The 21,962-nt window shown below is 48.8% G+C and carries 29 protein-coding genes; 14 read left to right on the top strand and 15 right to left on the bottom strand.

From position 1 onward, the window contains the following. Window positions 1–96 precede the first annotated feature (96 nt). Entirely contained in the window at window positions 97–459 is a 363-nt protein-coding gene (locus BSZ32_RS01685) for a SpoIIAA family protein (RefSeq protein WP_105041809.1), read from the top strand. An 86-nt stretch (window positions 460–545) separates the two neighbouring features. Here BSZ32_RS01685 and BSZ32_RS01680 read toward each other — a convergent pair whose 3' ends face one another. Together BSZ32_RS01680 and BSZ32_RS01675 are read right to left on the bottom strand one after the other, a co-directional pair. Next, window positions 546–1,121 (bottom strand): hypothetical protein, encoded by a 576-nt coding sequence (locus tag BSZ32_RS01680; RefSeq protein WP_105041808.1) that lies wholly within the window; start codon window positions 1,119–1,121, stop codon window positions 546–548. Window positions 1,122–1,169: 48 nt separating this feature from the next. Further along, complete coding sequence (locus BSZ32_RS01675) at window positions 1,170–2,219, bottom strand: AMP-binding protein (RefSeq protein ID WP_105041807.1); 1,050 nt, start codon at window positions 2,217–2,219, stop codon at window positions 1,170–1,172. A 196-nt stretch (window positions 2,220–2,415) separates the two neighbouring features. On the opposite strand from BSZ32_RS01675, the gene BSZ32_RS01670 reads away from it, so the two are divergent. The 6 genes from BSZ32_RS01670 (at window position 2,416) to BSZ32_RS01650 (ending at window position 6,375) form a co-directional block, all read left to right on the top strand. After that, entirely contained in the window at window positions 2,416–2,826 is a 411-nt protein-coding gene (locus tag BSZ32_RS01670) for a hypothetical protein (protein WP_105041806.1), read from the top strand. 75 nt (window positions 2,827–2,901) lie between these two features. Further along, window positions 2,902–3,045 carry a hypothetical protein gene (locus tag BSZ32_RS19075; RefSeq protein WP_206018692.1) on the top strand — a complete coding sequence of 48 codons (144 nt, stop codon included), beginning with the start codon at window positions 2,902–2,904 and terminating at the stop codon, window positions 3,043–3,045. Then, window positions 3,036–3,743: a prephenate dehydrogenase gene (locus BSZ32_RS01665; protein ID WP_105041805.1), complete on the top strand. Its 708-nt coding sequence runs from the start codon at window positions 3,036–3,038 to the stop codon at window positions 3,741–3,743. Before BSZ32_RS19075 ends, BSZ32_RS01665 begins: the two co-directional genes overlap by 10 nt. Before the next feature lie 25 nt (window positions 3,744–3,768). Further along, window positions 3,769–5,055 carry a 3-phosphoshikimate 1-carboxyvinyltransferase gene (gene aroA / locus BSZ32_RS01660; protein ID WP_105041804.1) on the top strand — a complete coding sequence of 429 codons (1,287 nt, stop codon included), beginning with the start codon at window positions 3,769–3,771 and terminating at the stop codon, window positions 5,053–5,055. Between the two features lie 11 nt (window positions 5,056–5,066). Then, window positions 5,067–5,738 (top strand): (d)CMP kinase, encoded by a 672-nt coding sequence (gene cmk / locus BSZ32_RS01655; protein ID WP_105041803.1) that lies wholly within the window; start codon window positions 5,067–5,069, stop codon window positions 5,736–5,738. Window positions 5,739–5,757: 19 nt separating this feature from the next. After that, on the top strand, window positions 5,758–6,375 hold the full coding sequence (locus BSZ32_RS01650) for a lysophospholipid acyltransferase family protein (protein ID WP_105041802.1): 618 nt from the start codon (window positions 5,758–5,760) through the stop codon (window positions 6,373–6,375). 101 nt (window positions 6,376–6,476) lie between these two features. Here BSZ32_RS01650 and BSZ32_RS01645 read toward each other — a convergent pair whose 3' ends face one another. From BSZ32_RS01645 to BSZ32_RS01630, 3 genes are all read right to left on the bottom strand, one after another. Further along, the gene (locus BSZ32_RS01645; protein ID WP_276308447.1) at window positions 6,477–6,938 is read right to left on the bottom strand and encodes an NlpC/P60 family protein; all 462 of its coding nucleotides are present in this window, start codon (window positions 6,936–6,938) and stop codon (window positions 6,477–6,479) included. 75 nt (window positions 6,939–7,013) lie between these two features. After that, on the bottom strand, window positions 7,014–7,199 hold the full coding sequence (locus BSZ32_RS01640) for a hypothetical protein (protein ID WP_129589531.1): 186 nt from the start codon (window positions 7,197–7,199) through the stop codon (window positions 7,014–7,016). Window positions 7,200–7,511: 312 nt separating this feature from the next. Continuing rightward, window positions 7,512–8,339, bottom strand: a complete 828-nt coding sequence (locus BSZ32_RS01630) for a hypothetical protein (protein ID WP_105041798.1) — start codon at window positions 8,337–8,339, stop codon at window positions 7,512–7,514. An 87-nt stretch (window positions 8,340–8,426) separates the two neighbouring features. Between BSZ32_RS01630 and BSZ32_RS01625 the strand changes: the two genes are divergently transcribed. After that, window positions 8,427–8,786 carry a DUF3147 family protein gene (locus tag BSZ32_RS01625; protein WP_105041797.1) on the top strand — a complete coding sequence of 120 codons (360 nt, stop codon included), beginning with the start codon at window positions 8,427–8,429 and terminating at the stop codon, window positions 8,784–8,786. 16 nt (window positions 8,787–8,802) lie between these two features. On the opposite strand, the gene BSZ32_RS01620 is transcribed toward BSZ32_RS01625, so the two are convergent. Both BSZ32_RS01620 and nspC read right to left on the bottom strand, forming a co-directional pair. Beyond that, complete coding sequence (locus BSZ32_RS01620; protein ID WP_105041796.1) at window positions 8,803–9,540, bottom strand: dienelactone hydrolase family protein; 738 nt, start codon at window positions 9,538–9,540, stop codon at window positions 8,803–8,805. A 580-nt stretch (window positions 9,541–10,120) separates the two neighbouring features. After that, entirely contained in the window at window positions 10,121–11,305 is a 1,185-nt protein-coding gene (gene nspC, locus BSZ32_RS01610) for a carboxynorspermidine decarboxylase (RefSeq protein WP_105041794.1), read from the bottom strand. 278 nt (window positions 11,306–11,583) lie between these two features. On the opposite strand from nspC, the gene BSZ32_RS20270 reads away from it, so the two are divergent. Beyond that, window positions 11,584–11,736, top strand: a complete 153-nt coding sequence (locus BSZ32_RS20270; RefSeq protein WP_206018691.1) for a toxin-antitoxin system HicB family antitoxin — start codon at window positions 11,584–11,586, stop codon at window positions 11,734–11,736. 224 nt (window positions 11,737–11,960) lie between these two features. Here the strand turns inward: BSZ32_RS20270 and BSZ32_RS01600 are convergent, their stop codons facing one another. Next, on the bottom strand, window positions 11,961–12,296 hold the full coding sequence (locus BSZ32_RS01600; protein ID WP_105041793.1) for a hypothetical protein: 336 nt from the start codon (window positions 12,294–12,296) through the stop codon (window positions 11,961–11,963). A 69-nt stretch (window positions 12,297–12,365) separates the two neighbouring features. Then, complete coding sequence (locus tag BSZ32_RS01595) at window positions 12,366–13,628, bottom strand: M48 family metallopeptidase (protein ID WP_105041792.1); 1,263 nt, start codon at window positions 13,626–13,628, stop codon at window positions 12,366–12,368. Window positions 13,629–13,751: 123 nt separating this feature from the next. Here BSZ32_RS01595 and BSZ32_RS01590 point away from each other — a divergent pair, with 123 nt between their 5' ends. After that, window positions 13,752–14,366, top strand: a complete 615-nt coding sequence (locus tag BSZ32_RS01590; protein WP_206018690.1) for a hypothetical protein — start codon at window positions 13,752–13,754, stop codon at window positions 14,364–14,366. 6 nt (window positions 14,367–14,372) lie between these two features. On the opposite strand, the gene BSZ32_RS01585 is transcribed toward BSZ32_RS01590, so the two are convergent. Then, a complete protein-coding gene (locus BSZ32_RS01585) occupies window positions 14,373–14,786 on the bottom strand; it encodes an RrF2 family transcriptional regulator (protein ID WP_276308389.1) in 414 nt (137 codons plus the stop codon). 20 nt (window positions 14,787–14,806) lie between these two features. On the opposite strand from BSZ32_RS01585, the gene cysE reads away from it, so the two are divergent. Beyond that, window positions 14,807–15,640, top strand: coding sequence for a serine O-acetyltransferase (cysE, locus tag BSZ32_RS01580; protein WP_105044742.1), 834 nt, complete (start codon window positions 14,807–14,809; stop codon window positions 15,638–15,640). Here cysE and gluQRS read toward each other — a convergent pair. The 4 genes from gluQRS to BSZ32_RS01560 all read right to left on the bottom strand — a co-directional run bounded on the left by gluQRS (window position 15,637) and on the right by BSZ32_RS01560 (window position 19,838). Then, complete coding sequence (gene gluQRS / locus BSZ32_RS01575) at window positions 15,637–16,497, bottom strand: tRNA glutamyl-Q(34) synthetase GluQRS (RefSeq protein WP_240610539.1); 861 nt, start codon at window positions 16,495–16,497, stop codon at window positions 15,637–15,639. The two genes, cysE and gluQRS, sit on opposite strands and share 4 nt — an antisense overlap. Window positions 16,498–16,510: 13 nt before the next feature. Beyond that, complete coding sequence (rho, locus tag BSZ32_RS01570; RefSeq protein WP_105041789.1) at window positions 16,511–18,352, bottom strand: transcription termination factor Rho; 1,842 nt, start codon at window positions 18,350–18,352, stop codon at window positions 16,511–16,513. A gap of 423 nt (window positions 18,353–18,775) precedes the next feature. Further along, entirely contained in the window at window positions 18,776–19,444 is a 669-nt protein-coding gene (locus BSZ32_RS01565; protein WP_105044740.1) for a L,D-transpeptidase, read from the bottom strand. A 76-nt stretch (window positions 19,445–19,520) separates the two neighbouring features. Then, window positions 19,521–19,838 (bottom strand): hypothetical protein, encoded by a 318-nt coding sequence (locus BSZ32_RS01560; protein ID WP_105041788.1) that lies wholly within the window; start codon window positions 19,836–19,838, stop codon window positions 19,521–19,523. Window positions 19,839–20,075: 237 nt separating this feature from the next. On the opposite strand from BSZ32_RS01560, the gene BSZ32_RS01555 reads away from it, so the two are divergent. Continuing rightward, window positions 20,076–20,366, top strand: coding sequence for a 4a-hydroxytetrahydrobiopterin dehydratase (locus BSZ32_RS01555; RefSeq protein ID WP_105041787.1), 291 nt, complete (start codon window positions 20,076–20,078; stop codon window positions 20,364–20,366). Window positions 20,367–20,439: 73 nt separating this feature from the next. Beyond that, complete coding sequence (locus BSZ32_RS01550; protein WP_105041786.1) at window positions 20,440–21,015, top strand: hypothetical protein; 576 nt, start codon at window positions 20,440–20,442, stop codon at window positions 21,013–21,015. 14 nt (window positions 21,016–21,029) lie between these two features. Here the strand turns inward: BSZ32_RS01550 and BSZ32_RS01545 are convergent, their stop codons facing one another. Then, window positions 21,030–21,524 (bottom strand): GNAT family N-acetyltransferase, encoded by a 495-nt coding sequence (locus BSZ32_RS01545; protein ID WP_206018689.1) that lies wholly within the window; start codon window positions 21,522–21,524, stop codon window positions 21,030–21,032. Window positions 21,525–21,711: 187 nt separating this feature from the next. Between BSZ32_RS01545 and rpmH the strand changes: the two genes are divergently transcribed. After that, window positions 21,712–21,894, top strand: coding sequence for a 50S ribosomal protein L34 (gene rpmH, locus BSZ32_RS01540; protein WP_105041785.1), 183 nt, complete (start codon window positions 21,712–21,714; stop codon window positions 21,892–21,894). Window positions 21,895–21,962: the final 68 nt, after the last annotated feature.

Here is a 21,962-nt window from a genome sequence, read left to right as displayed (position 1 = left end):
GGAACAGGACAGCTATAGACGTCTTCTGTGAGAGTTTTATGTCGTCATCTATTGCGATAGCAGTTAGGTTCTTTGTCATAATTTTAACAAATAACTATGATTGAACAGACCATCAACCCAAGTAAAGGGATCGTAATTGTCCGGCCGAAGTCAGCCTTGAGTACTGAAGATTTTGTAATACTGAGCGAGGCTGTGGATGCCTACCTAGCAAGTCACCAGAAATTGAAAGGCCTGATGATTTATGCTGATGATTTCCCAGGGTGGGAGGATTTTGAGGGATTCATCGGGCATATGCGTTTTGTGCGAGACCATCATCAGGAGATCGAAAAAGTAGCCATAGTGAGCGATGCAAAGGTGGCTAACACCTTGCCCAAACTCGCTCGGCATTTCTTGAGAGCCGAGATCAAGACCTTTGCTTATGAAGCATTTGATGACGCCGAAAAGTGGTTGGTGTCCTAAGGTGAGGTGACTTGAGGGTTGGGCTAAACGACATTGCCACTTTCTACCATACAGATGAAAGCGGCTGGAAGCGCGCTTCTACGGGCTTACCACCAGAGGATGGAGCAGGCGAGCACCGCAATGCCATAGGCGAAACCGCCGAAAGCGAGGGCTTTAAAGCGACCTGAGCTGGCAATAGCCCAAGTGATAGCATCGCGCAGTAGATAAGGCATGCCAACGCAGAAAAGACCAACTGTGAGCATCCCGTAGGCGAAGATAGGCACCAGCAATCTGCCGGTAGCTGGTTCCATCCATGCCGCTGCTAGGAGTGGAGCGGCTGCCATTAGGGAGACAACACCGAGTCCGCGGACTGCGAGAAATTCTTTCACGCCTGTGATCATGAGGTAAGCAACAACGGGAACTGCAACGAGTAAGATCATTTTGGCGCCATTGAACTCACCAAGGTCCATTGCGATAGGGGACTTAAAAGGGACAATAAGCAACCAGAACCAAGCCATACCGATGCTCATCAGAATACCTCCTGCAATCTGATTGCGCGGGAACTTCTTGAGGAATTCCATGGCTTCGTCAGATTTCACTAACATCCAGAGATGTAAAAGAATAAGCCAAGCTGCGAGAGCGTAGCCAGCGAGGTTGAGTGGAATGTCTTCGTAAGCGTGCATATGAATCGCTGAGAGAGGTAAGCTAGGATCTAGCGGAGGTAAAGAGAATTACTGATTCAGCGCTTCATCGATTGAGCGGGAACAACCTCTGGGAAGGGCAGAAGGGTCACGACCAACTAGAGTGAAGCTATGCGGATCGTGGTAGATTGCCAGATCCTGCGTCCGTAAAGCGGAGACGGAATCGATGTTTGCTAGATCGTGAATGACCAGATAGCCCATTTCTCCCGGAGCGACGGCTTGATCGGTCTCGGGGTCGAGTACTTTGATTTTCATCCAGTGCGGAGCTTGGTGCGGCTGGCCGATGCCGCGGGTGTAGAACTGGGAGCTTAGCTCGGTCATGGAGTATTCATTCCAGATTAGGTCACTAGAAATACCGAGCATTGTTTCAAATTCGGTATAGAGTTCTTCTTTGCTTAGAGTTCGTCCACTGCCTTTGTAGCCACCCGTCTCCATTGCCCAGCTTCCAGCGGGCAGTTGAATCGGAGTGGGGAGGACTTCAAAGAGGTTGAGGAAAGCGAGCGCCGTTCCCAATAAGCTGACAGGTTGGTCCGCTGCTAAAGCTTCAAGTAATGGGGCTGGGTCGAGCTTGCCGTTGTCGATCAAGTAGCAAGCATCTGGGCAATGAGCCTGACGCAGGGTTTCCATCATGTGCGAAAGTGAGGAATGCGGAGCTTGCTGGGGGGGAGGCGTGAGGATGAACAACCTGCTTGGTTGGGGTAGATCAAGTTGTTCCCAAGCTGACAAAATGGATAAGTCGTAGAGCTTTGTATCGCGAAAGTGGTGGCATCCGCGAGCCTCCCCAGTGGTGCCAGATGTCATAAAGGTGAGCGATGTTTCTTCAGCTTTGAGGCAAGTGGGTGTGGGGTCTAACTTGAAAACGTCAGTGGTGAGTGAGGGGATTTCCTGCCAGCAATTGGCTTCTCGCTTGTTTACCGCGGTGCAGATTTTTGAATATCCAGAGTTATGCTTGAGCTGGTAGAGGAAAAGTCGCAAGGCTAAGGAGTTGAAATTACCCTCATATATATCAGGCTGGAGGATGAAGGATTCGATCTCTGCTAGGATGTTTTTATAGGCATGTGAGTGGGATGAATTCTGCATACTGGTTTACGCGTTGAGTAAATGCGATCGAGCTGAAGAGTTCAAGTCTCTATGGAGACGAGAGCAATATGATGATTTTTGCACGCGACTACTTGACTTTATCAGAGCTTGCGGCAAGAATCGTCCAGTGCTGTTTTTGCAGCTCAACAGTTCATACTGTTTCTAACTAACTACTCTGATCTAAATAAGCCTAGCCATGATGAGAATTTCTATATTCGCTCTGATCTCCGTACTATTCAGCGGTCTGATGACCTCCTGTTACTATCCACCCTATCAGTCTCAAAACTCTAACCAAACGGTGACTCCACCAGTGCCTAAGGATGAGACTGTAATCAATGATGAAGGGCAGAGGCAACTCGAGGAAGCTCGTCTGCGCCTTGAGAATGGCGGCACGCCAAATGGTCTTCCAACTGTAGACCCTAACATTACAGGAGTAGCTCCAACAGCACCCGCGACTTACCCGTACGCAACGAAGGTTCCAGGTAAACAAGGTTTCGTCTTTAACCCGTACACCAAAAATCAGGTGGATGTGCGCGGTATCCCACAGGGAACTCTCGTGCGTGATCCTTATGACACCGATATGACACACAAGTTCCGCGTGCCTTAGCCCTAGCTGAGAGTAAATTACTTTTTATAGCGCGAGCCTTGCAAATTAGGCTCGGCGCTTTTTATATCGGTGCGAATGATCAAACGCGTTTCCATACTTGGCCCCGGATTGCTCGGTGGCTCGATTGCTCTGGCTGTGAAAAAACACCGACCAGAGTTGGAGCTTATATTGTGGGGGCGACGTGAGCAACCGCTAGAAGTGGCGAGAGCATGGGGGTAGAGCGTATCACGACGGACCTTGCTGAGGCTGTGGCAGGTGTGGATCTATGTATTCTTGCTACTCCTGTGGGAGTGATGAAACATCTAGTAGCTCAAATTGTGGAGATCCAGGGGGATACTCCGTTGTTGCTAACTGATGTGGGAAGCGTGAAGCGCCTCCCTCACGCCGAGCTTGCTCCACTGATCAAAGGCAGTGCTGTGCAGTTTATCGGCAGTCACCCAATGGCTGGTTCAGAAAAAACAGGCATGGAAGCTGCGCGCGTCGATCTGATGGATGGGGCGACTTGTCTGGTCACTAATGAGGATGGTGTCGCGGAATCCCAACTGGAGTTGCTCGAAGGATTTTGGCGAAGCCTAGGCTGCAAGACGCGGCGCATGACTGCTGAAGACCACGACTACGCAGTCGCTCGTGTCAGCCATTTTCCGCATATTTTAGCATCTGTTGGAGCCACAGTAGGGCTCGCATATGATGACATCGCAGAACTTAGTGGCGGTGGAATGCGCGATACAACCCGAGTGGCAGGCGGTGACCCTGGACTCTGGACAGAAATTTTGATGGAAAACCGTGATGCTCTGCAGCGCTCGATGCGTGAGAGTATTGCAGACCTCGTGAAGCTTATGGATTGTCTTGAAAAAGATGACCGTGAGCAAATGCATGCCTATCTTGAAGAAGCAAAGCAAAAAAGAGGGCTCATCTAACAACATTAAGGAAATAATTTATTCTATGGAATCTATCACTTTAGAACCGATCGCTAAGATCAATGGTGAGGTAAACATGCCGGGCTCAAAGAGCCTATCTAACCGAGCACTCTTGCTAGCAGCGCTAGCTGAGGGGACGACTGAGATTAGCAACTTGCTCGACAGCGATGACGTGCAACGGATGCTGGAGGCTCTTTCCTCACTAGGTGTGAGTTACGAACTGAGTGACGGTGGTACACGCTGCGTGGTGCAGGGGCTTGGACGACCGCTCGGAACAGGGGAGCAACTAGAGCTCTTCCTCGGCAATGCTGGAACGGCGATGCGTTCGCTCGCTGGCGCCATGACTCTTGGCAAAGGTGAGTTCACTCTTACTGGAATCGAACGGATGGAAGAACGCCCGATAGATGCCCTAGTTGAAGCGTTACGCTCAATAGGCTGTGATATAACCTTCCTGAAAAACGAAGGATACCCACCACTTTTGATCAAAGCGAATGGTCTGAAAGGTGGCAAAGTGCAAGTAGACGGAACCATCTCTAGCCAGTTTCTTACGGCACTTTTGATGGCAGCTCCGTATGCTGAAAATGACATGGAGATCGAGATCGTTGGCGAGCTAGTTTCTAAACCATATATCGACATCACTACCCACATCATGGCCCAGTTTGGTGTGGAGGTGAAAAATGATAACTACCAGCGCTTCCTTGTGAAAGCTGGGCAAAAATATCAATCACCAGGCAAGTTCATGGTGGAAGGAGATGCTTCATCAGCTTCTTACTTCCTCGCGGCTGGAGCCATCAAAGGTGGCAGAATCAAGGTCACTGGCATTGGTAAGAAAAGCATTCAAGGGGATGTAGCATTTGCCAAAGTGCTTGAAGACATGGGTGCTAAAGTAGAGTGGTACGATGAATATATTATCGTCGATGGCAGCGAACTCACAGCGGTGGATCAGGATATGAATCATATTCCTGATGCAGCGATGACGATAGCTACAACTGCTCTCTTCGCCAAAGGCACGACGACCATTCGTAATATCTACAACTGGCGGGTCAAAGAGACCGACCGTCTTTTCGCGATGGCTACGGAGCTTCGCAAAGTCGGTGCTGAAGTTGTAGAAGGTGAAGATTTTATCGAAATCACACCACCAGTGAAAATCCAACATGCCACCATCGATACCTACGATGACCACCGCATAGCAATGTGCTTTTCCCTAGTAGCTCTTGATCCAGACTGCGGCGTCACCATCAATGACCCAGGCTGTACGGCGAAAACTTTCCCAGACTTTTTTGAACGACTCGCGAGCGTGAGTGAAGCCTAGATCACAAAATCATGAGCAATAGTAATATAGCAGTAGCCATCGACGGCCCAGCTGCCTCAGGTAAAAGTACGGTCGCTAAGACATTAGCCAAACGCCTAGGTCTGATCATGGTCAACACTGGCGCGATGTACCGTGCTGTGGCATGGGCTACTATCCAGCACGGAGTGGATCCAGCTGACTCAGCGGCTGTGATCAATTTGTTAGATCGCGTGGACTTTACCTGTGGAGTAGAGAATAACCTTTCTACCGTCCTGGTCGACGGTGTCGATCTAGGTGATGCGCTTCGCCAAGATGCAGTCAATAGCCGAGTCTCAAAGGTCGCCGCAATCTCTGAAGTCCGTGAGCTGTTGGTCAGTATGCAACGCGACTACCTAGAGCTTGGCTCAGTGGTGATGGAGGGCCGTGATATCGGCTCGGTTGTTTTCCCTAACACTCCCTTCAAAATGTACATCGATGCTTCTGAGGAAGTGCGCCGCAAGCGCCGTGCAGCCGAGGGAATCATTGATGACCCAACTGCTCGCGACAAGGAAGATAGCAAACGCAAGAGCTCACCGTTAGTGATCGCTGAGGGAGCAGTAGTGATCGACTCTAGTGAGATGGATGTCGAGCAGGTCGTGCAAGCCGCATTGACTGTGCTGCGTGAACGTGGTGCCTCTGAAGAACTTCTCGCTAAAGCGAACTAACTTATTATCCTGACTACCTATGAAACTTGTCTACTGGATTGGTTACACCTTTTTTATGAGCGCTGGCAAAGCGTTCTTTAACCGCAGAGTTATCAACGATCATAAGCTCCTAGAGGAGGGTGGCGTACTCATGTGCGCCAACCACGAAAGCTTTTTGGATCCACCATTGATCGGTATTGTCCATCCACTCAATGTGACCTACCTCGCCCGAAAGACGCTTTTTACAGGCTTCGGTAAGTGGCTCTACACCCAGTGGGATGCTATCCCTATCGATCAGGATAATCCTGATATGACAGGTCTCAAAAATATCATCAGAGCCCTCAAGGCCGGCAAAAAAGTCGTGATGTTTCCTGAGGGTGAACGCACGCTTCACGGTGGACTCAATCCTGGTTTGCCTGGTGTCGGCTTAATTATTTCAAAGGCTCAAGCAGTTGTTCAACCAATGCGTATTTTCGGAGCTTATGATGCACTACCGCGTGGATCAGGAAAGATGAAGTGCAACCAAATCGACATCGTTGTCGGCGACCCAATTCATTTCACTAAAGAAGAGTTCAAAGAGCTCCGCGGCAAAGATGGTTACCAGAAAATTTCTAACAGGGTCATGCAGGCGATCAGCGAGCTGACTCCTGAAGGGTAGTTCAGCAGTTAGAAGAAACAGTTTCTACCGCGAAAGACGCGAAAGTAACGAAAAATGGCAGAACTCTGAAGTCGCCAGATCTTAAATAACGCACATAGAGTTTAGTCTAACAGAATACAATGGAGGATTTCCACTGGCATGTGGAACCAAATACTGTCACCTGTGTTTGATGAAGTGTGTACTTTACCCTCTGCTGGATCGGCTTGAATCCAGCGAGAGTCACCAAGGTAGACGATCACGTGGAGGCCGCTTTTTGTGACTGCTAGGTCTCTGGCTTGGGCGTCATTAGGTTCAAAATTCTTGATGAGGCCTGAAGTCCCTCGGGCTGTGGTATTATTTCGGTAGCTGCCTAATAATGACTTGGCGCTAGTATCTTGCCACCATTGTAAGAGCGCTTCGCGGCCCAGTGCTGGATTCATTTGCTTAATCGACTCTGCGGCAAGAGCGTCACGATAAGCTCGCCTAGGGAGTCCAGAGCAATCAATCCCTTGGTGGTTCTCTCCTCCCCAGTGGTAGTCAACGCCCTCATACTTTACTAGGTTTTGTAGGTAACTCGCATGGATAGCTTGCTTGTCGTAATGAGCTAATGGCCAGAAGAGCAGCGCTGCTACAGTGAGTGAAGAGAGAGAAATGAGAGTCTAGAATACTTTTCTATAGGTCGAGAGGAGTTGTAGTGCACAACACCAGACGATGAGCGCACTCAGGACCACGCTGATGCATAGCCGCTTGCTGTGCAAAGCTACCTGATAGAGAAGGCTGATACCTGCAATACCTAACAATAATAAAACCCAGGCAAGATTTTTCGATGGGAGTAGCTTAGTCATGAGTTTCATCTTGAGTCTGCATCCATCTAGTCGGAAAATGAAACACCGAAAGCAGAAAATCTTAATGCCTTGGCGTAAGTCTAACAACGATTATGCCAGACCGTTCTCCAGAAATCTGTGGTGAAAGAAACAACCTAGCCCCGCGTAGAACAAAGAGGCTGGAAGCACTCTTCTACGAATCATTAGCCGATCCGTGCTTTACTGGGCTTATAGTGCAAAGCTTTCGTTCCTTTCGAATCTTTCGCGGTAGATCCACTTCATCGTCCACTAGCATCTTCCGAGTCGGAAAAGGGAACACTGAAAGCGGAACACTTAAAAAGCTCTAGCGTAAGTCTCACAACGATTATGCCATCCCGCCTTCCAACGTTTCTCACCACGCTCTGCTGGGGAGTTTTTGATTCTTTGGTTGAGTGTGAGTTTGGCGCTGTCAGCGAATGCTCTGGCTGAGTCCTGACCACCTTTGCTGGGGCGCATGTTAGATAGCACTTGGAGGAGCCCCCATCCTTGATTGTTGTAGCGCTCACGTGGATTGATTCCTTCTCCCTTAAAGTTGACGTAATCGATGAGGGCGTAGGTGCCATTGGTGGTCGTGGCGACTAGGTGGTAGTTCGTCTGGGTGCGCTGGCGGTTTGCAGCTGGAGCGGCTTTGAGCATTTTTGGCAGAGCTGCCTGAGATTTCTGAATGATGAAATCGGTTTGAAGTGTGACGCTGTTAGCTAGGAAAGTTCTGAGGCCGCTGAGTTTGGCACCATTGAAGTCGGCTTGGAAGGCAGCCTTACTATTCCACGGGCAATCTTTGGCTTGGAGCACCCATGCTGGGATGTCCTTGCGGCCAGAGGCTTGGGCGTAGCGTACGAAATCCGGGAAGGATTCGGTCCAGCGTCCATTGAAGCCTTTAGGGTACCAAATGAAGTGGCCAATACCCATCGATGGAAATTCTTCACCTGTGTTCCAAGTGGTGAGTCCATTGATTGAGCCACCAGATTCATTTTGCCAGATCTTGTTACCAATCTTTTTCTTCTGAGATGGACTTAATTTTGACCCACTGTTTGTCTTAACTAGAACGGGCGAGGTGGCCTGAGTGGAGGAGCAGGAAAGCAGCGGTAGTAGGCTGAGGGCAAGAATGGGAACGAATTTCATGAGGTAGCAGTTGAAGGCTTTGAGATAAAGAGGTAAGAGTCTTCTAATTGCAATTGCACTGGATTTCAAATTCCTAATCTCAAAGTTATGCCAATTTTTCTAAAATACCTTATCACCGCTGGCATTATTGTGCTCGTTTCAGAGTTTGCCAAGCGTAGTGATAAGCTCGGAGCCTTGATTGCAGCCTTACCTGTCGTGACTACGATTGCGATGATCTGGATGTTTGTAGAACTGCGTGGGCAGGAACAGACTGACAAGATTGGCAACCACGCTTGGTTCACGTTCTGGTATGTGCTGCCGACTCTACCGATGTTTCTTGTGATCCCTTGGATGCTGAAAAGGGGGATTCATTTCGGCTGGACCATGGCGGCTTACTGCGTGGGCACGATGGTGCTTTTTGGCCTTCTCCATCTAGTGATGAAGAAGTTTGGGGTGCCGTTGATGTAGTGAGAAGTGAGAATTCCTAGCGCAGGGACCTGTGGAATAGATCGACAGTTAGCCTGTGGCAGATTGTGGCGAGTTCTGGATCATAGCGATCTCCCTCGTCACGCATGAAGGCGTGTTGGGCATTGAATTCGTGCCATGTGTAATTCGCATTCACTTCGTTCAAAGTGCTATAGAGGAGTTTGCGGCCCTTTAACGAAACGTGTGGGTCTTGTCTTCCCCAGATGAACATGATTTCGCCGGAGATATTTTCTAAAATCTCAATGGTTTGAGGTTTTGTGCCGGCAGGCATGGTCGAAGAATGGATGTCAGTAGCGTACAGGCAGGCTGCGGCTTGGACCCGTGGGTGGAGCGCGGCGCGGCAGGCTAAGTGACCACCTAGACAGACGCCGAAACTACCGATGCGGCCATTGCAAAATGCTTGCGTATCGACCCAGTCGACGATGGCTGCTGTGTCTGAGTCATGGCTGGTGAGAGGTTTGGTGAACTTGTCATCGTTACCTTTGTCCTTACCGACATCATCGTAGGCTAGAATGGTGCCGATCTCATTGAGTTCGTGAAAAACCTCAGGAACGATGACGACGTATCCGTGGCCAGCTAAATAGGAAGCTGTACGGGCAATAGGTTCCGTGATTTGGAATATTTCGGAGTAGAAAATGACAGAGGGAAATGCACCATCGTTGGTTGGTCTCACCACGCTGCAACGCATGGTTCCTGTGCTAGTCGTTAGATCGATGGATGATTGAGTCACGGTCATGTGCCTAAAAAGCACAATCCACAGTGAACTTACGATAAAAAAATTGAAGATTGCCGTGCGTGGTTTTCTGATTTTCTATTGGGGGACGCTGATAGGTGGAGTTTTTTCACCACAGATTACACTGATTTTACAGATGCCGTTGCAGTGGTTTTTTGACACGATTTACAAGATGAACAGAATTTTTATGCTTGAGCTGTGCGAGCTTCGCTCGCACTGGCTGAGAAAAAATCTGTGTAATCTGTGTAATCTGTGGTTGGAAGTCGCTTCATCGTACCAAGCCCCTTGACCGCCCGCACGATGAAATCCCGCCGGTCGTCAAGCCGACCCTGCCGCAGAGCTGTGTCAAGCCACGGCAGTCCAGATGCTGATTGCTGCCGAGCTGGGGCTCTGCGCTTCGAGGGAGTTTACTACAGATTTCACTGAATATACAGATTCGGGTGCAGTGTTTTTTTTGACACGATTTACAAGATGAACAGAATTTTTATGCTTGAGCTGTGCGAGCTTCGCTCGCACTGGTTGAGAAAAAATCTGTGTAATCTGTGGTTGAGACTTTTATTTCGTTTTGGAGCCGAGAGTGGGTCTAACAAAGCCTATCTCGAAAGTCTGAGTAGCTGAACTCTCGGACTGTTTCTATGCTGCCGTCTTCGTGTTTGAGGGCGATGGCAGGGTGGGGGACTCCGTTGAATGTGGTGGTTTTCACCATGGTGTAGTGCGCCATGTCATCGAAGGTGAGGGTGTCGCCGACCTTTAGGGCGCTTGTAAATGCGTAGTCGCCGATGATGTCGCCCGCGAGACAGCTCGGACCGCCGAGTCGGTATAGGTGTTCTCCCGCTGTGGTGGCTAGTGAGCCATCGGGTCCAAAGAGACCTGGGCGATAGGGCATCTCTAACACGTCGGGCATGTGGCAGGTGGCTGAGACATCGAGGATGGCAATCTTCAGTCCTGCGTTTTCAACGATGTCGATGACTGAAGCTTCTAACACGCCTGTGTGGATGGCGATGGCTTCACCAGGTTCGAGCCAGATTTCATCGAGTCCATAGCGCTCGCGAGTTTGTTGGATGAGTCGGACAAGGCGTTCGCGGTCATATTCGGGTTTGGTGATCCAATGTCCACCTCCCATGTTGAGCCAGCTGATCTCTGGTCGGCGAAGCAGATCACCAAAATGTGCATCGAGTGCATCGAGGGTGGTTTCGAGGGCGTTAGAGTTTTGCTCGCAGAGTGTGTGAAAGTGGAAACCGCTGATGCCAGTGAGATCGACGCCTTCGAGGGATTTGGCTGTGGCTCCAAGACGTGATCCTGCAGCGCAGGGGTCGTAAATGGGGGTCTGGCCAGTCGAGTGTTCGGGGTTGAGGCGGATGCCGTATTTGAGTTCGCCAGAGATGTAGCGTGGGTGGCTGGTGGCCATTTCACGGAAGCGTTGCCATTGGCTGGCCGAGTTGAAATCGAGATGGTGAGTAATTTCTAACAACTCAGCGACTTCTTGTTCTTTATAGGCGGGCGAATAGCTGAGGGTGTGCTTGCCGAATTTTTGGTGAGAGAGCTTCGCTTCCCACAGTCCGCTGGCACAGCAACCATCGAGGTATTCAGCGATCACTGGAAATGTTTTCCAAAGAGCAAAGCCTTTGAGGGCAAGCACGATCTTACAATCGGCTAGTTGTTTCACCTCGGCAAGAATCGCGAGGTTCCTGCGGAGAGCTGCGAGATCAATGATGTAGCGCGGCGTAGAATAGGCTTCTAGCCTCTTTGGTTGTACGGAAACAGACATGAGGTGGTGTACGAATAATCTCCGACAGCTATACACCTGCGAGAAAGAGGCTGGAAGCCTCTTCTACTAAAATACGATCAAAGCTATGAAGCACATTTAAAACTGCGAGGACGCTGAAAATTTTCTACCAAGGATCTCACTAATCCCACGAATGGTTACTGGGGGTGGGGTGATCTACCGTGAAAAATACGAAAGGAGTAGCCAATGAGAAATACTGTTTTATGTGAACAGCCGTCAGCGCAAGACTCTACTACCGATATTCGACGTTCCTATTAGATTTGGCATCAAGTCGAGATCTTCCACGAAGAGGTGGTTGGATTGAAGGATATGATCACTTTTCAAGGCGCAGTGTTGAAGAGCCAGATAAACCCTATTCAGGTAAATTCTTACTCAGAGTCGAGCCGACTCTCCACAGAAGGTTATCAGCATAGAGTACTGAGGACGGAGTTAGTCTTAATAGCTGGGTTAGTTCAAAACTGAAATTTCTCACAAAATGAAAAAATTATCAGTATTTCTATAGGCCCTACTATCAGTTAGTTGTTTGGCTCGAGGGCTTCTTTTTTCGCCTTACTTTTGAAAGAGTCCTTGATACAGACCAAGTAGTCTACTTCGTTCCACTCAATGACGTAGAGGAGGCAGGTGGTGGGTTTTCCGTTCAATAGAAGGCTGCCAGTTCCCGCGTTGTTGAGTGCGACGTGGCCATTGAGTTCGGCATCATCGTATTTTTGTAGATGTCAACATCACTGGCGTTGACCTCGGCGATGATTGCTAGGATGTCGTCGTTGAGTGTGACCTTCTTGTCTGAGAATTTCAGAGAGACATCTTGTTCGAGAGATTGGGTGATGGAGTCAAAGTCGGTGCCGTAGCTTTTTGATAGAGTGGTGGCATTGGCGCAATCAGGAAGTTTGGATGCCTGATAGGCTGCGACACCAACCACAGTGGCGCATCCACCAATAGTGAGCGCTGTGTAGTCAGCAATGCAAAGAGTCACAATGTTAACTGTGATGAGGAGGGCCTTTACGAACGAGTTTATGGTCAGCGAGGACTGTAGTTGAAACCATTACTTGGTCTCAAACTTTATTTTTCTGAGGGCCTCGATTCTCGTCAACATTGGCGGGTGTGAGTATTCCATGAAGACTGGGAATGGGTGGGGGGTGAGGTTGACTAGATTGTCAGCGGAGAGTTGCTTGAGAGAGCCGATGAGGTGCTCTGGAGATTCTTGGGCGTTGGCGGCGTAGGCATCGGCTTCGAACTCGTGTTTGCGGCTGCTCATGTTGGAGAAAATACTGAGGATCTTGTTGATCGGTGAGAAGAGCATGAAGAAGAAGATGAGGCCGGCGTAGACCGAAATTTTCTCCACGTAGAATGCATCGAAAAGTAGGCGTGAGAATGCTCCGTCCTTGTCGGTTGCGATGCCAATCAGGAAGAAAAGCACGGCACTCTGGAGGATACCTACCACCATGCGCTGGATGATGTGCTTGCATTTAAAATGGCCAATTTCGTGGGCGAGAATTCCAACGAGTCCTTCGGTGGTATGGTTTTCGATCAGTGTGTCGTAGAGGGCAATTTTCTTATTCTTTCCAAACCCAGTGAAGAACGCATTGGATTTGGTAGAGCGCTTGGAGCCGTTCATGACGCAGATCTCGGTGAGAGGGAAGTCACACTTCTTGGCCAGTTCATTGATCGCGGATTTTAGTTCACCCTCAGCCATCGGTTCAAATTTATTGAAGAGTGGCAGGATGTATGTCGGGGCCAGGTAGGTGAGTAGTAATTGGAGGACGGTGAAGGAAATCCATGCCCAGAGCCAAGCGTTATCGATCGAGTTGAAAATCCAGAGAATGAGCGAGAGGATAGGGGCACCGATGAGTACCATCAAGATGAGTCCTTTGATCTGGTCGACGATGAATGTTTTTGAGGTGGTTTTATTGAAGCCAAATTTTTCTTCGATGATGAAGGTGGAATAGAGCTGGAAGGGGATGCCGATGAGAGTTTGACCAACAAATAGAATGCCCATGAAGACGAGACCAGTGATGATTTCGCCATATCCAAGCCCACGAGCCCACTGATCTAGGTAGCCGAATCCTCCGGTGAACCAGAAGATGAGGGTGATTCCGAGCGAAAATGTTGTCTGGATGACATCGAACTTCGAGTTGACGCGGGTGTAGTGCTGGGACTCGGCAAATTTGTCTTCAGTGAAGATCCCTTTGAATTCAGTGGGGAGCTTTGGTTGGAGCGCCTTGAGGTTGAGAAGGGTGGAGATAAGATCGAGATTCCAGAGTGCGAACAGTGAAATGGCGATGATGATGCCCAAAGTGTTATTCATGGCTGGGAGTAGAGGGTATCTCGCAAAGCATGCAAGCCCGAAATATGGTGTTGGCAGACTGCTTTCATTTGTTAACTTCTGACACGTATGAAATGTTTCCTGTTCCTATTGCCTTTATTGTTTGTGAGCTGCGCAACTAATGACCCAGCAACCAGCGGTGTGTGGCGTAAATCTCCAGGAGCCTGGGTCAACGGTGCTGAGGTTTTTAGCAATGTCGAAGCTTTGAAGGGGGTCGGTATGATCGAGAAGGAGAAGTTGATCTATAGGGCTTCCACTCAGAACTTTGACGGGCCGTTGCGTTGGCAGTTCATGGCTGAAGGGACTCAGGGGGAACACCTCACAATGAGAGTCGATAGAATGCAAATATCGACATCTCGCACTAAGCGATCAGTGAAAATTCCTCACTCAATGTTAGGTGGCGAGAGTGCGTTTGTCTTGGAGAAATTGCCAAAGCCGAAACGTAGCTTCAAGAAAAAGTCGAAAGAAGAACTGGAGCGCGATGCTGCTATGCTCGCTAAAAAACCACGCTGGTTGGCGAGCTACACATTGCCAGATACTTTCCAACTCTATCCGAAAGCTGACGGAAAGGTCGTTGTCGCGGCAAAAATTGTAGTCACCACTGAGAAAGGCACTCAGTCGGAGTGGGTCAATTTTGCCCTTTTACCAAACACTAACCGTTCGAAAAGTTTCACCTTCCGTCAGACGATGCTGGAATATGACGGGGTGCCTATTGAATAAAGGAGATTAGATATAAAACATTGGTCCTGAATCAGTCTCGGTCAGATCTGTGAGTTTGATAGTTCTGAGGCTTGCAGCAAAAATTGTACTAGCAGAGCTCCAAGCTTTGTTGACAGCAGCTCCAGAGGCACCCTCTGTATTGGTTGTGTCCTCCAATAATGTTGGTTCTACTGATTGCACAATATCGAAAAGTGTTATATCATCAACCTTGCCAGAAAGTAAATATCCGCCAAATTTGCCGCGCTTGCTCGTCACTAGACCTGACCTCCTTAAATCATTGAGAATTTGCACCAAAAAGTTTGAAGACACAGCTTCGCGTTGTGCTATCTCATCAAGTCGTGTAATGGTCTTAGCATCGGCTTGCTTCGCTAGCTGCGCCATAGCCCGGCATGCGTATTCTAATTTCTGGGATACTCTCACGCACACATCCACACCATATCATGTCCAATAAATCGAGCATTAAACCTCACAATCTCTGTAAGAGTACTAATGTATCAACGGAAGAAGTCTGGCTTCAGGTGCGAGACCATGCTCAGGAGATCGCTGATAGCGAACCTCAGCTAACGGCCTTGCTCTACGATGTTGTGCTTAATCGAGCCAGCCTCGGCGAGGCTCTAGCCGCTCGCCTCTCAAGGAAACTGTCTAGAGAAGAGATGAATCGTGAAGAATTGACTCCATTGTTAGCTGATATTTTTGTGAACCAGCCACGAGTGACACAAAGTGCCGCAGCTGACATGATGGCGATTTTTGAGCGCGATGCTGCGTGTAAGTCACCTTTGGAGCCGATGATATTTTTCAAAGGATTCATGGCGATTACAACGTACAGGATAGCACACCATCTGTGGCATAATGACCGCAAGCCATTGGCTCTCTATTTCCAGAGTATCTGTAGTGAGGTCTTTGGAGTTGATATTCACCCTGCGGCGAAAATCGGCTGTGGATTACTATTAGATCACGCGACCGGTGTCGTTATCGGTGAGACAGCAATCGTCGAAGATAATGTGTCTATCCTTCATGAGGTCACTCTCGGTGGTACGGGTAAAATCAGTGGCAACCGTCATCCGGTTGTTCGCTCGGGCGTTATGATCGGTGCCGGGTCTAAGATTCTTGGACGCGTTGAAATCGGCCGTTGCGCTAAGGTTGGAGCGGGGAGTGTTGTTCTAACTGATGTGCCTGAGCATGTCACCGTCGCTGGTGTGCCAGCAAAAATACGTGGCAAGGCGAATACCCCTGCTCTGGATATGAACCAGTGCTTCGAAAGTGGTCTGATCTAGCAACTGTGTTCGGCAATGTGCTGTTGGAGCTTTGTTAGCGTAATGCCTTCAGCTCTGAGCTGTTTGATGGCGAGCGCATTGTCGCGCTTGGCTAAGCGTTTGCCCTGAGAATCACAGACGAGATCGTGGTGATGGTAGCGTGGCTGGGGTAGCCCTAGTAGCGACTGTAATATTCTGTGAATATGGGTGGACTCTAGCAGGTCCTTTCCGCGTGTCACATCAGTGATATTTTGAAAGGCATCGTCCACGACTACGGCAATGTGATAAGAGGTGCCGATGTCTTTTCTCGAGAGAACCACATCACCTAACATGCTATGGTTCACTCTTTGTTTGCCGAGTCTGCTATCGGTAAAAGTGAGTGCTCCTGTGATTTTTTGCGCTACCACAGAGTCGAGCCGCCACGATGGTTCGATTCCTTCTGAGATGTTTGCGACGATTTCGTCCGGCGTGAGTTGTTTGCAGGTGCCAGGGTAGAGTGGTCCGTCTGAGCCATGTGGTGCGCGTGTTAGGTTGTCGAGCTCGCGCTGGATGTCCCTGCGGCTGCAAAAGCAGGGGTAGACGACACCGAGGACTTTGAGTTTCTCTAAAGCATTTCTATAGATGCTGACACGCGATGTTTGACGCAGAGCTGGGCTCTCCCACTCCAATCCAGCCCAATGAAGGTCTTCTTCTATCTGAGTGTAGTAGATGTCTCTGACGCGCGTGATATCGATGTCTTCATATCGGAGCAAAAAACGACCGCCATTTTTGGTTGCGAGATCGCGAGCAAAAAGGGCGGCGTAAAGGTGACCGAGATGGAGATGGCCAGTAGGGGAGGGAGCAAAGCGAGTGATCATCTGTGCGCTATCCTTGGCCATCTAGTTAGTTGTTCTATCCTTTGATTTCTAACAACATTTGTGCGTTGTTGTGGAATCGTTTGAGGAAGAAAAGGAGTCGCTCCATCGCTTCGTGCGGGCGTGCTCCGGAGAGTCCGCGTCGGATGAGGTGGATTTTATGAAGCAGGTGTTCGGGCATGAGGAGTTCCTCACGGCGGGTTCCTGATTTAAAAATATCCACTGCTGGATAGATGTACTGTTCTGCAATACGGCGGTCGAGTACGAGCTCCATGTTACCAGTTCCTTTGAATTCTTGGAAGATGGCATCGTCAGCACGCGAATTGGTGTGGACCAATGCTGTGGCAACGATGGTGAGTGAGCCTGCAGAGCGTGTGTTACGTGCTGCTGCGAAGAGGCGACGTGGCATTTCTAAAGCGCCAGCGACGATACCACCAGATTGGATGCCGCGACCTTTTCCTTGTTTGCTGCCACCCATCACGGTGTTGTATGAGCGAGCGAGGCGGGTGATGGAGTCCATCATGAGGAAGACGTGTTCGCCGGCTTCGACAAGGCGCTTAGCGCGTTCGATACATAGTTCGGCAACGCGGCAATGGTTCTTTGCTCCTGAGTCGTTAGAGCTGGCGTAGATTTCAGCGCCAGGTAAACTCATTTTAAATTCTGTGACTTCTTCCGGCCGTTCATCAACCAATAAAATCATGAGGTGCATGTCCTCATTGTACTTTTGCTGCATGGCTTCAGCCATATGCATCATCATGGTTGTTTTGCCAGAGCGCGGAGGGGAGACGATGAGGCCGCGCTGGCCTCGGCCGACAGGAGCCATGATGTCGAGTACGCGTGTGGTGAATCGCTCAGATGTTGTTTCAAACGGAATCCGCTTATTTGGGTTTACCGCTTTGAGTTCGTCAAAGTGTGGGAGCCTACGCGCCTTTTCTGGTGGCATACCATTGATCTTCTTAAGCTCAGTGACTTGAAGTCCACGTGGGCCTTGCTGGGCGATTCCATCAATCCAGACACCAACACGTAATCCATTGACGCGAACAACGTCAGGGGAGATGAAAACGTCATTGTTAGATTGCTCTAGATCGCCTGAGAGTTCGCGTAAAAAACCAAATCCTTTCGGGCTGAGTTCGAGAATGCCGCTCACTGCTACAGGTGGGCCTGTGAATACTACAGGTTTAGCTTCTTGGTGCTCTTTAGGTCCCCGACGGTCGTTATTGTTGCGACGGTTGTTTTTGCCTTTGCCGCGGTTATTGTTGTTCCGATCGTTGTTGTTCCGATCGTTGTTATTGTCGCGGTTATTCCGATTGTTGCGGTTACGGCTATTGTTATTGCGATCATTGTTATTGTGATCGTTGTTATTGTGATCGTTGTTATTATCGCGGTTGTTATTATCGCGGTTGTTTTGGTGGACTGGTCCGCCACCTTCCACTCGGCCATTTCGTTGCTTGCGGTTGCGATTGTTCTGTCTGCGTCTGTTGCCGTCTTGTGGCTGGTTGTCAGACTCTGAGCGTGCGGAGCTTTGCTGCGGGGCTTCGTCGGTATTTGAGGAGGTAGGAGTGGAAGCTGGCTTTTGAATAAAAGCTGGCTGAGCTACAGGAGCAGGAGTCGCCACAGGTGTAGAACTGATTACAGGAGTTGAGCTGACCACAGGAGTTGCCTGCTTCACCGCTTTCTTTGCTGTCGCTTTCTTTGCGGTTACTTTTTTAGCGGCCTTTTTAGCAGTCGTTTTTTTTGCTGCTTTCTTGGCCGTTTTTTTAGCAGTAGCTTTCTTCGCTGTTTTCTTCGCTGTTTTCTTCGCTGCTTTTTTAGCTGCCTTCTTGGCAACGGCTGTTTTGACGTTGATTACGTCCTCAGGCTTGGAACCTTCTTCGCTCATAGTGTAATTGTAGATAAAGTGTCACCGTAATGAAAATTACGGTCAGGAGTGATCATTGCCACTCATTGGATTTGGGGCACAAGACGGAATGATACCGGAATGCGTCGGAAATAGAAATATCGTTGGTGATAGATGCAGGAGTGTCACGTATTGTGCTATTGCACGTGTCAGTGGAAATCTTCTTACGCAGTAGGTCATTGGGAATAGTGACGATGCGGTGCAGCTAAAAGAGTTTAGTGCAGGAAATCCCGAAGTGGTTCAATGTCCTCTTCGTGTCGTGACGACTTATACATGCTGCCTGCTGAATCCCATCTTGGCAATTATTTTTTTCAGCGATGAGGTTCTATGTGAATTTAGGACACAAAAAAGCCTACGAGAGTGTCGCAGGCTTTTCAATTTAGATTGTTGAGTTGATTGTTCTTGTTAGTTGAAAATAGGTGATTTGTGTCGCTTGTAGACTTTATTGGTGACCATGTAGTCAAGTGGGAAGTCTGGAAGCGGAGAGGCATCTGGAGGCCGTGGAATATTGCGTCCGATCGTTGCATCTTCAGGCTGTGAGCTAGAAATGCTGACTGGAGTGCCGGTTTTGACGATAGCGAAGAACTTAGGAGCTACGTTGTGGTGCATACGGATACAGCCGTGCGTGCATGGGCGGTCTTTCATCCAGCCAGTGTGGAATCCGTAGGCTGATTTAAACTCCATCCAGTAGGGCATTGGAGTTCCAACAAAGCTAGTACCAGCTGGCTTATTCCTAAGGTAACCTTGTCCGTACTGACCATTACCGTAGACATAGTAGCCATGGGTTTGTGCTCGGCGGTATTCTTGCTTGCTGTAGATCGTGAAGTTGCCCTTGGGGGTCGGGGTCGAGGCCGTGCCAACAGAAATAGGCATTACGAGAAGAGCTTTGTTGCCCTCCATAACGTAGGCCATTTGGTTGCTAGTAGAAACCTTAACTCGGACATTGTTTGGGTTAGATGGCTTGGAAGCTGGACGGTTGTACGCATCGTACGCTCCGAGGCTAGGGGTTTGTTGGCAAGAGCTCAGAAGAGCAACGCAGGCAACACCGAATAGAACAAGTATCTGCTTTTTCATGTTAGAGTGCATTAAAGCTGTATCTAGCAATCGGTGCAATAGAAAAATCGTAGGTAAAGAATATGCCACTCTTTAGCTACCTGGCATTTTCCCAATTGTAGACACGGCCTTTACGGAATTCTACTTTGGATTCTAGTTCGCGGGTGTAATCGTTAGTTCGCGTGATTGATGTGCCATAATATCCTCTGTGGCCGTAGCCACCGAAGAATCCACCTGAGTATGTGGGAGAGTAGAGGTAGTAATACCACTTTTCAAAACTCGTTCCATTGTCAGCGCCCTTTGAGCTACGTGATGGGTCACCCCAGGCGAGGTAAACCGCTTTTTTATCCATGCCCTTTTTGATTTGCCCTTGCTGGACTAATACTTGCTGATCTCGGGTGAGTTGAGTGAACATGTCTTGGTTTTTAGCAATGCGTTTTTGCCGTGGGTTTGTAGCGCAGTTGCTAAGCGTAAAGGCTCCCACTAGAATTATGCTTATGGTTAAGATCCGATGAATCATGTATTTACTTTACATGGATCGGTAGGAAATTTCAATATAGAGTAGCTGGTTCGATCGTTTTTTTATTCGATCTGACTTGTCGAAAGTATTTGACCCATAGTATTATATGAGGTGAATTATAACGCCTATATTATGTCTGAAGAAGTAATTTCCCCTATCGAGCTGTCCTGTAAGCTGAAACGTTGTCCTGAATGGGAAGTGGATGGAGATGGGATTTCTAGGACCTGGGAATTTGAGAGTTTTGGGGATGCTATGGAGTTTGTGAATGTGGTTGCTGATATTGCCGAAGCCGCTTTCCACCATCCTGATATCGATATTCGCTACTCAAAAGTGAAATTACTTCTTATCACTCACGAAATTGGTGGTGTAACAGAAGCTGATATAGAAATGGCAACTAGGATAGATACAGTGACTGACGCGTAAGTTCGCGACTTGGTCGTGTGAGTGCGATTTTGTGTGCTTGCCATGCCAATTAGCATTGGTTACATCGACTGTTATGCGCACTGGGCTTTCAATTTATTACCTGCTGATTCCTATTTTTATGGTTTCCTGTGCAAGTGAGCGCAAAATCACCTATGAAAAGGCTGAAGCTAGAGGTCTTGATAAGTATATGAGTGACGTGCGGTATGTTACCGATGAGGAAGGCAATGTGCGGCCGGATAGCGACAAACGCAGCCAGTTCGATAGCAGGGGAACGTATGCTGGAGCTAAAGGCTATAGTGGCGAAGACTATAGTAAGAAAAACTATCGATCAAAACGCTGGGGGAACAACAAGGATTTCAATGCCAAGAATTTCTCAGGCAACAAGAATGGTAGCCGGTTCCAGCATTCACCTCACTTTGTGCAGCAGCAAGCGAATGCCCAAGGTCAGAATGCCGCTGCGGGAGGAGAAAATTATGCAACTTCCGGCTATGCTGGAAACACTGGAGCGGCTAACCGTGGCAATGCGGTAGTGCGTCCTAGTGATGCTAAGTCAGCCTCAAAAAGTAATTATCCAGCGCCACCCGTCTATAGCCTGGATCAGGCGAATGGAATTGGTGTGAGTGATACCAATTCTATGATGGGCCGCTAAAGTCAGTGAGAGCACTAGTCTAAATTGAGGCGCATGGGGATCATGCTAGAATAATTGAACCCAAGTTTTTGGAAGAACTTCTGTGAGTCTGCGCTGATTTTGTCAGTTAGCAATGTGATGCGAGAAAAGTCCTTGGTGTTGGCGAATTGTTTGACGTGATCCACTAAGATCGATCCGTAGCCTTGACCTCGATGAGTGGGGTGGATGATGAAATCTTCTAATAAGATGACCATTCCGCCGCGGGCTGTTGAGATAGTGAAGAGTAAGTTTACCATGCCGAAAATATTGTGATCATTTCTTAATACGAAGATGCGGCCCCTAGCTGGCTGTTCTAAGATCAACCGTAGTCCTCGTTGCTGGATTTCTCTATCCACATCAAAATCGTCTTGCAGTTCGAAAAGTTCCATTACTAGTTCCGTGATCTGATCGAGATCTTCGATCGTTGCTGTTTCGACGCGTGGGGCGTCGCTGGACTGTATGGATGGGGTGATTGTGTTGGATTCGCTCATGGTTGACAGGGGGACTCTACGGTGATTTTTAGGTTCAGCCACGAAAAACCCGACATATTCGAAAAAAAGAGCAAGGAATGAGAATGACGTGTTGACAAAGGCGTCTAAATACTTAGGTTGCCCGCCATTCCATTTGCCTCTGAGTAGGTAGATTGGAAATCTTTAATATTCCAACAGGAACATCACCATGAGCAAAAGAACTTACCAACCATCTAAGCGTGTTCGCAAGCGTCAGCACGGCTTCCGTGCACGTATGGCTACTAAAGCTGGCCGCGATTGTATTCGCCGTCGTCGTCAAAAGGGTCGCACACGTCTTATCCCTAAGGGCGCTGAAATCCACTTCAAGCGTCACACCAAGCAACACACCTAGTATTGCTTTAGTGTGAATTGAGCGAAGCCACTCTGGTTTCGCTCAGATAGCACTAATCACTACGGTGA

The organism is Rubritalea profundi, from assembly GCF_002954445.1.
GTDB lineage: Bacteria > Verrucomicrobiota > Verrucomicrobiia > Verrucomicrobiales > Akkermansiaceae > Rubritalea > Rubritalea profundi.
The sequence above is the reverse complement of the archived record's forward strand: the minus strand, read 5'-3'. Positions and strand labels throughout refer to the sequence as shown.

Bases quoted from the DNA above. Each gene is read 5' to 3' on its own strand.
- rpmH (WP_105041785.1), top strand. From the start codon at position 21,712: ATGAGCAAAAGAACTTACCAACCATCTAAGCGTGTTCGCAAGCGTCAG.
- cmk (WP_105041803.1), top strand. From the start codon at position 5,067: ATGAGCAATAGTAATATAGCAGTAGCCATCGACGGCCCAGCTGCCTCA.
- BSZ32_RS19075 (WP_206018692.1), top strand. From the start codon at position 2,902: ATGATCAAACGCGTTTCCATACTTGGCCCCGGATTGCTCGGTGGCTCG.
- BSZ32_RS01550 (WP_105041786.1), top strand. From the start codon at position 20,440: ATGCGCACTGGGCTTTCAATTTATTACCTGCTGATTCCTATTTTTATG.
- rho (WP_105041789.1), bottom strand. From the start codon at position 18,352: ATGAGCGAAGAAGGTTCCAAGCCTGAGGACGTAATCAACGTCAAAACA.
- BSZ32_RS01650 (WP_105041802.1), top strand. From the start codon at position 5,758: ATGAAACTTGTCTACTGGATTGGTTACACCTTTTTTATGAGCGCTGGC.
- BSZ32_RS01685 (WP_105041809.1), top strand. From the start codon at position 97: ATGATTGAACAGACCATCAACCCAAGTAAAGGGATCGTAATTGTCCGG.
- BSZ32_RS01670 (WP_105041806.1), top strand. From the start codon at position 2,416: ATGATGAGAATTTCTATATTCGCTCTGATCTCCGTACTATTCAGCGGT.
- BSZ32_RS01595 (WP_105041792.1), bottom strand. From the start codon at position 13,628: ATGAATAACACTTTGGGCATCATCATCGCCATTTCACTGTTCGCACTC.
- gluQRS (WP_240610539.1), bottom strand. From the start codon at position 16,497: ATGGCCAAGGATAGCGCACAGATGATCACTCGCTTTGCTCCCTCCCCT.
- BSZ32_RS01620 (WP_105041796.1), bottom strand. From the start codon at position 9,540: ATGACCGTGACTCAATCATCCATCGATCTAACGACTAGCACAGGAACC.
- BSZ32_RS01630 (WP_105041798.1), bottom strand. From the start codon at position 8,339: ATGAAATTCGTTCCCATTCTTGCCCTCAGCCTACTACCGCTGCTTTCC.
- BSZ32_RS01665 (WP_105041805.1), top strand. From the start codon at position 3,036: ATGGGGGTAGAGCGTATCACGACGGACCTTGCTGAGGCTGTGGCAGGT.
- aroA (WP_105041804.1), top strand. From the start codon at position 3,769: ATGGAATCTATCACTTTAGAACCGATCGCTAAGATCAATGGTGAGGTA.
- BSZ32_RS01565 (WP_105044740.1), bottom strand. From the start codon at position 19,444: ATGAAAAAGCAGATACTTGTTCTATTCGGTGTTGCCTGCGTTGCTCTT.
- BSZ32_RS01680 (WP_105041808.1), bottom strand. From the start codon at position 1,121: ATGCACGCTTACGAAGACATTCCACTCAACCTCGCTGGCTACGCTCTC.
- BSZ32_RS01555 (WP_105041787.1), top strand. From the start codon at position 20,076: ATGTCTGAAGAAGTAATTTCCCCTATCGAGCTGTCCTGTAAGCTGAAA.
- BSZ32_RS01640 (WP_129589531.1), bottom strand. From the start codon at position 7,199: ATGACTAAGCTACTCCCATCGAAAAATCTTGCCTGGGTTTTATTATTG.
- nspC (WP_105041794.1), bottom strand. From the start codon at position 11,305: ATGTCTGTTTCCGTACAACCAAAGAGGCTAGAAGCCTATTCTACGCCG.
- BSZ32_RS01625 (WP_105041797.1), top strand. From the start codon at position 8,427: ATGCCAATTTTTCTAAAATACCTTATCACCGCTGGCATTATTGTGCTC.
- BSZ32_RS01560 (WP_105041788.1), bottom strand. From the start codon at position 19,838: ATGTTCACTCAACTCACCCGAGATCAGCAAGTATTAGTCCAGCAAGGG.
- BSZ32_RS01545 (WP_206018689.1), bottom strand. From the start codon at position 21,524: ATGAGCGAATCCAACACAATCACCCCATCCATACAGTCCAGCGACGCC.
- cysE (WP_105044742.1), top strand. From the start codon at position 14,807: ATGTCCAATAAATCGAGCATTAAACCTCACAATCTCTGTAAGAGTACT.
- BSZ32_RS01675 (WP_105041807.1), bottom strand. From the start codon at position 2,219: ATGCAGAATTCATCCCACTCACATGCCTATAAAAACATCCTAGCAGAG.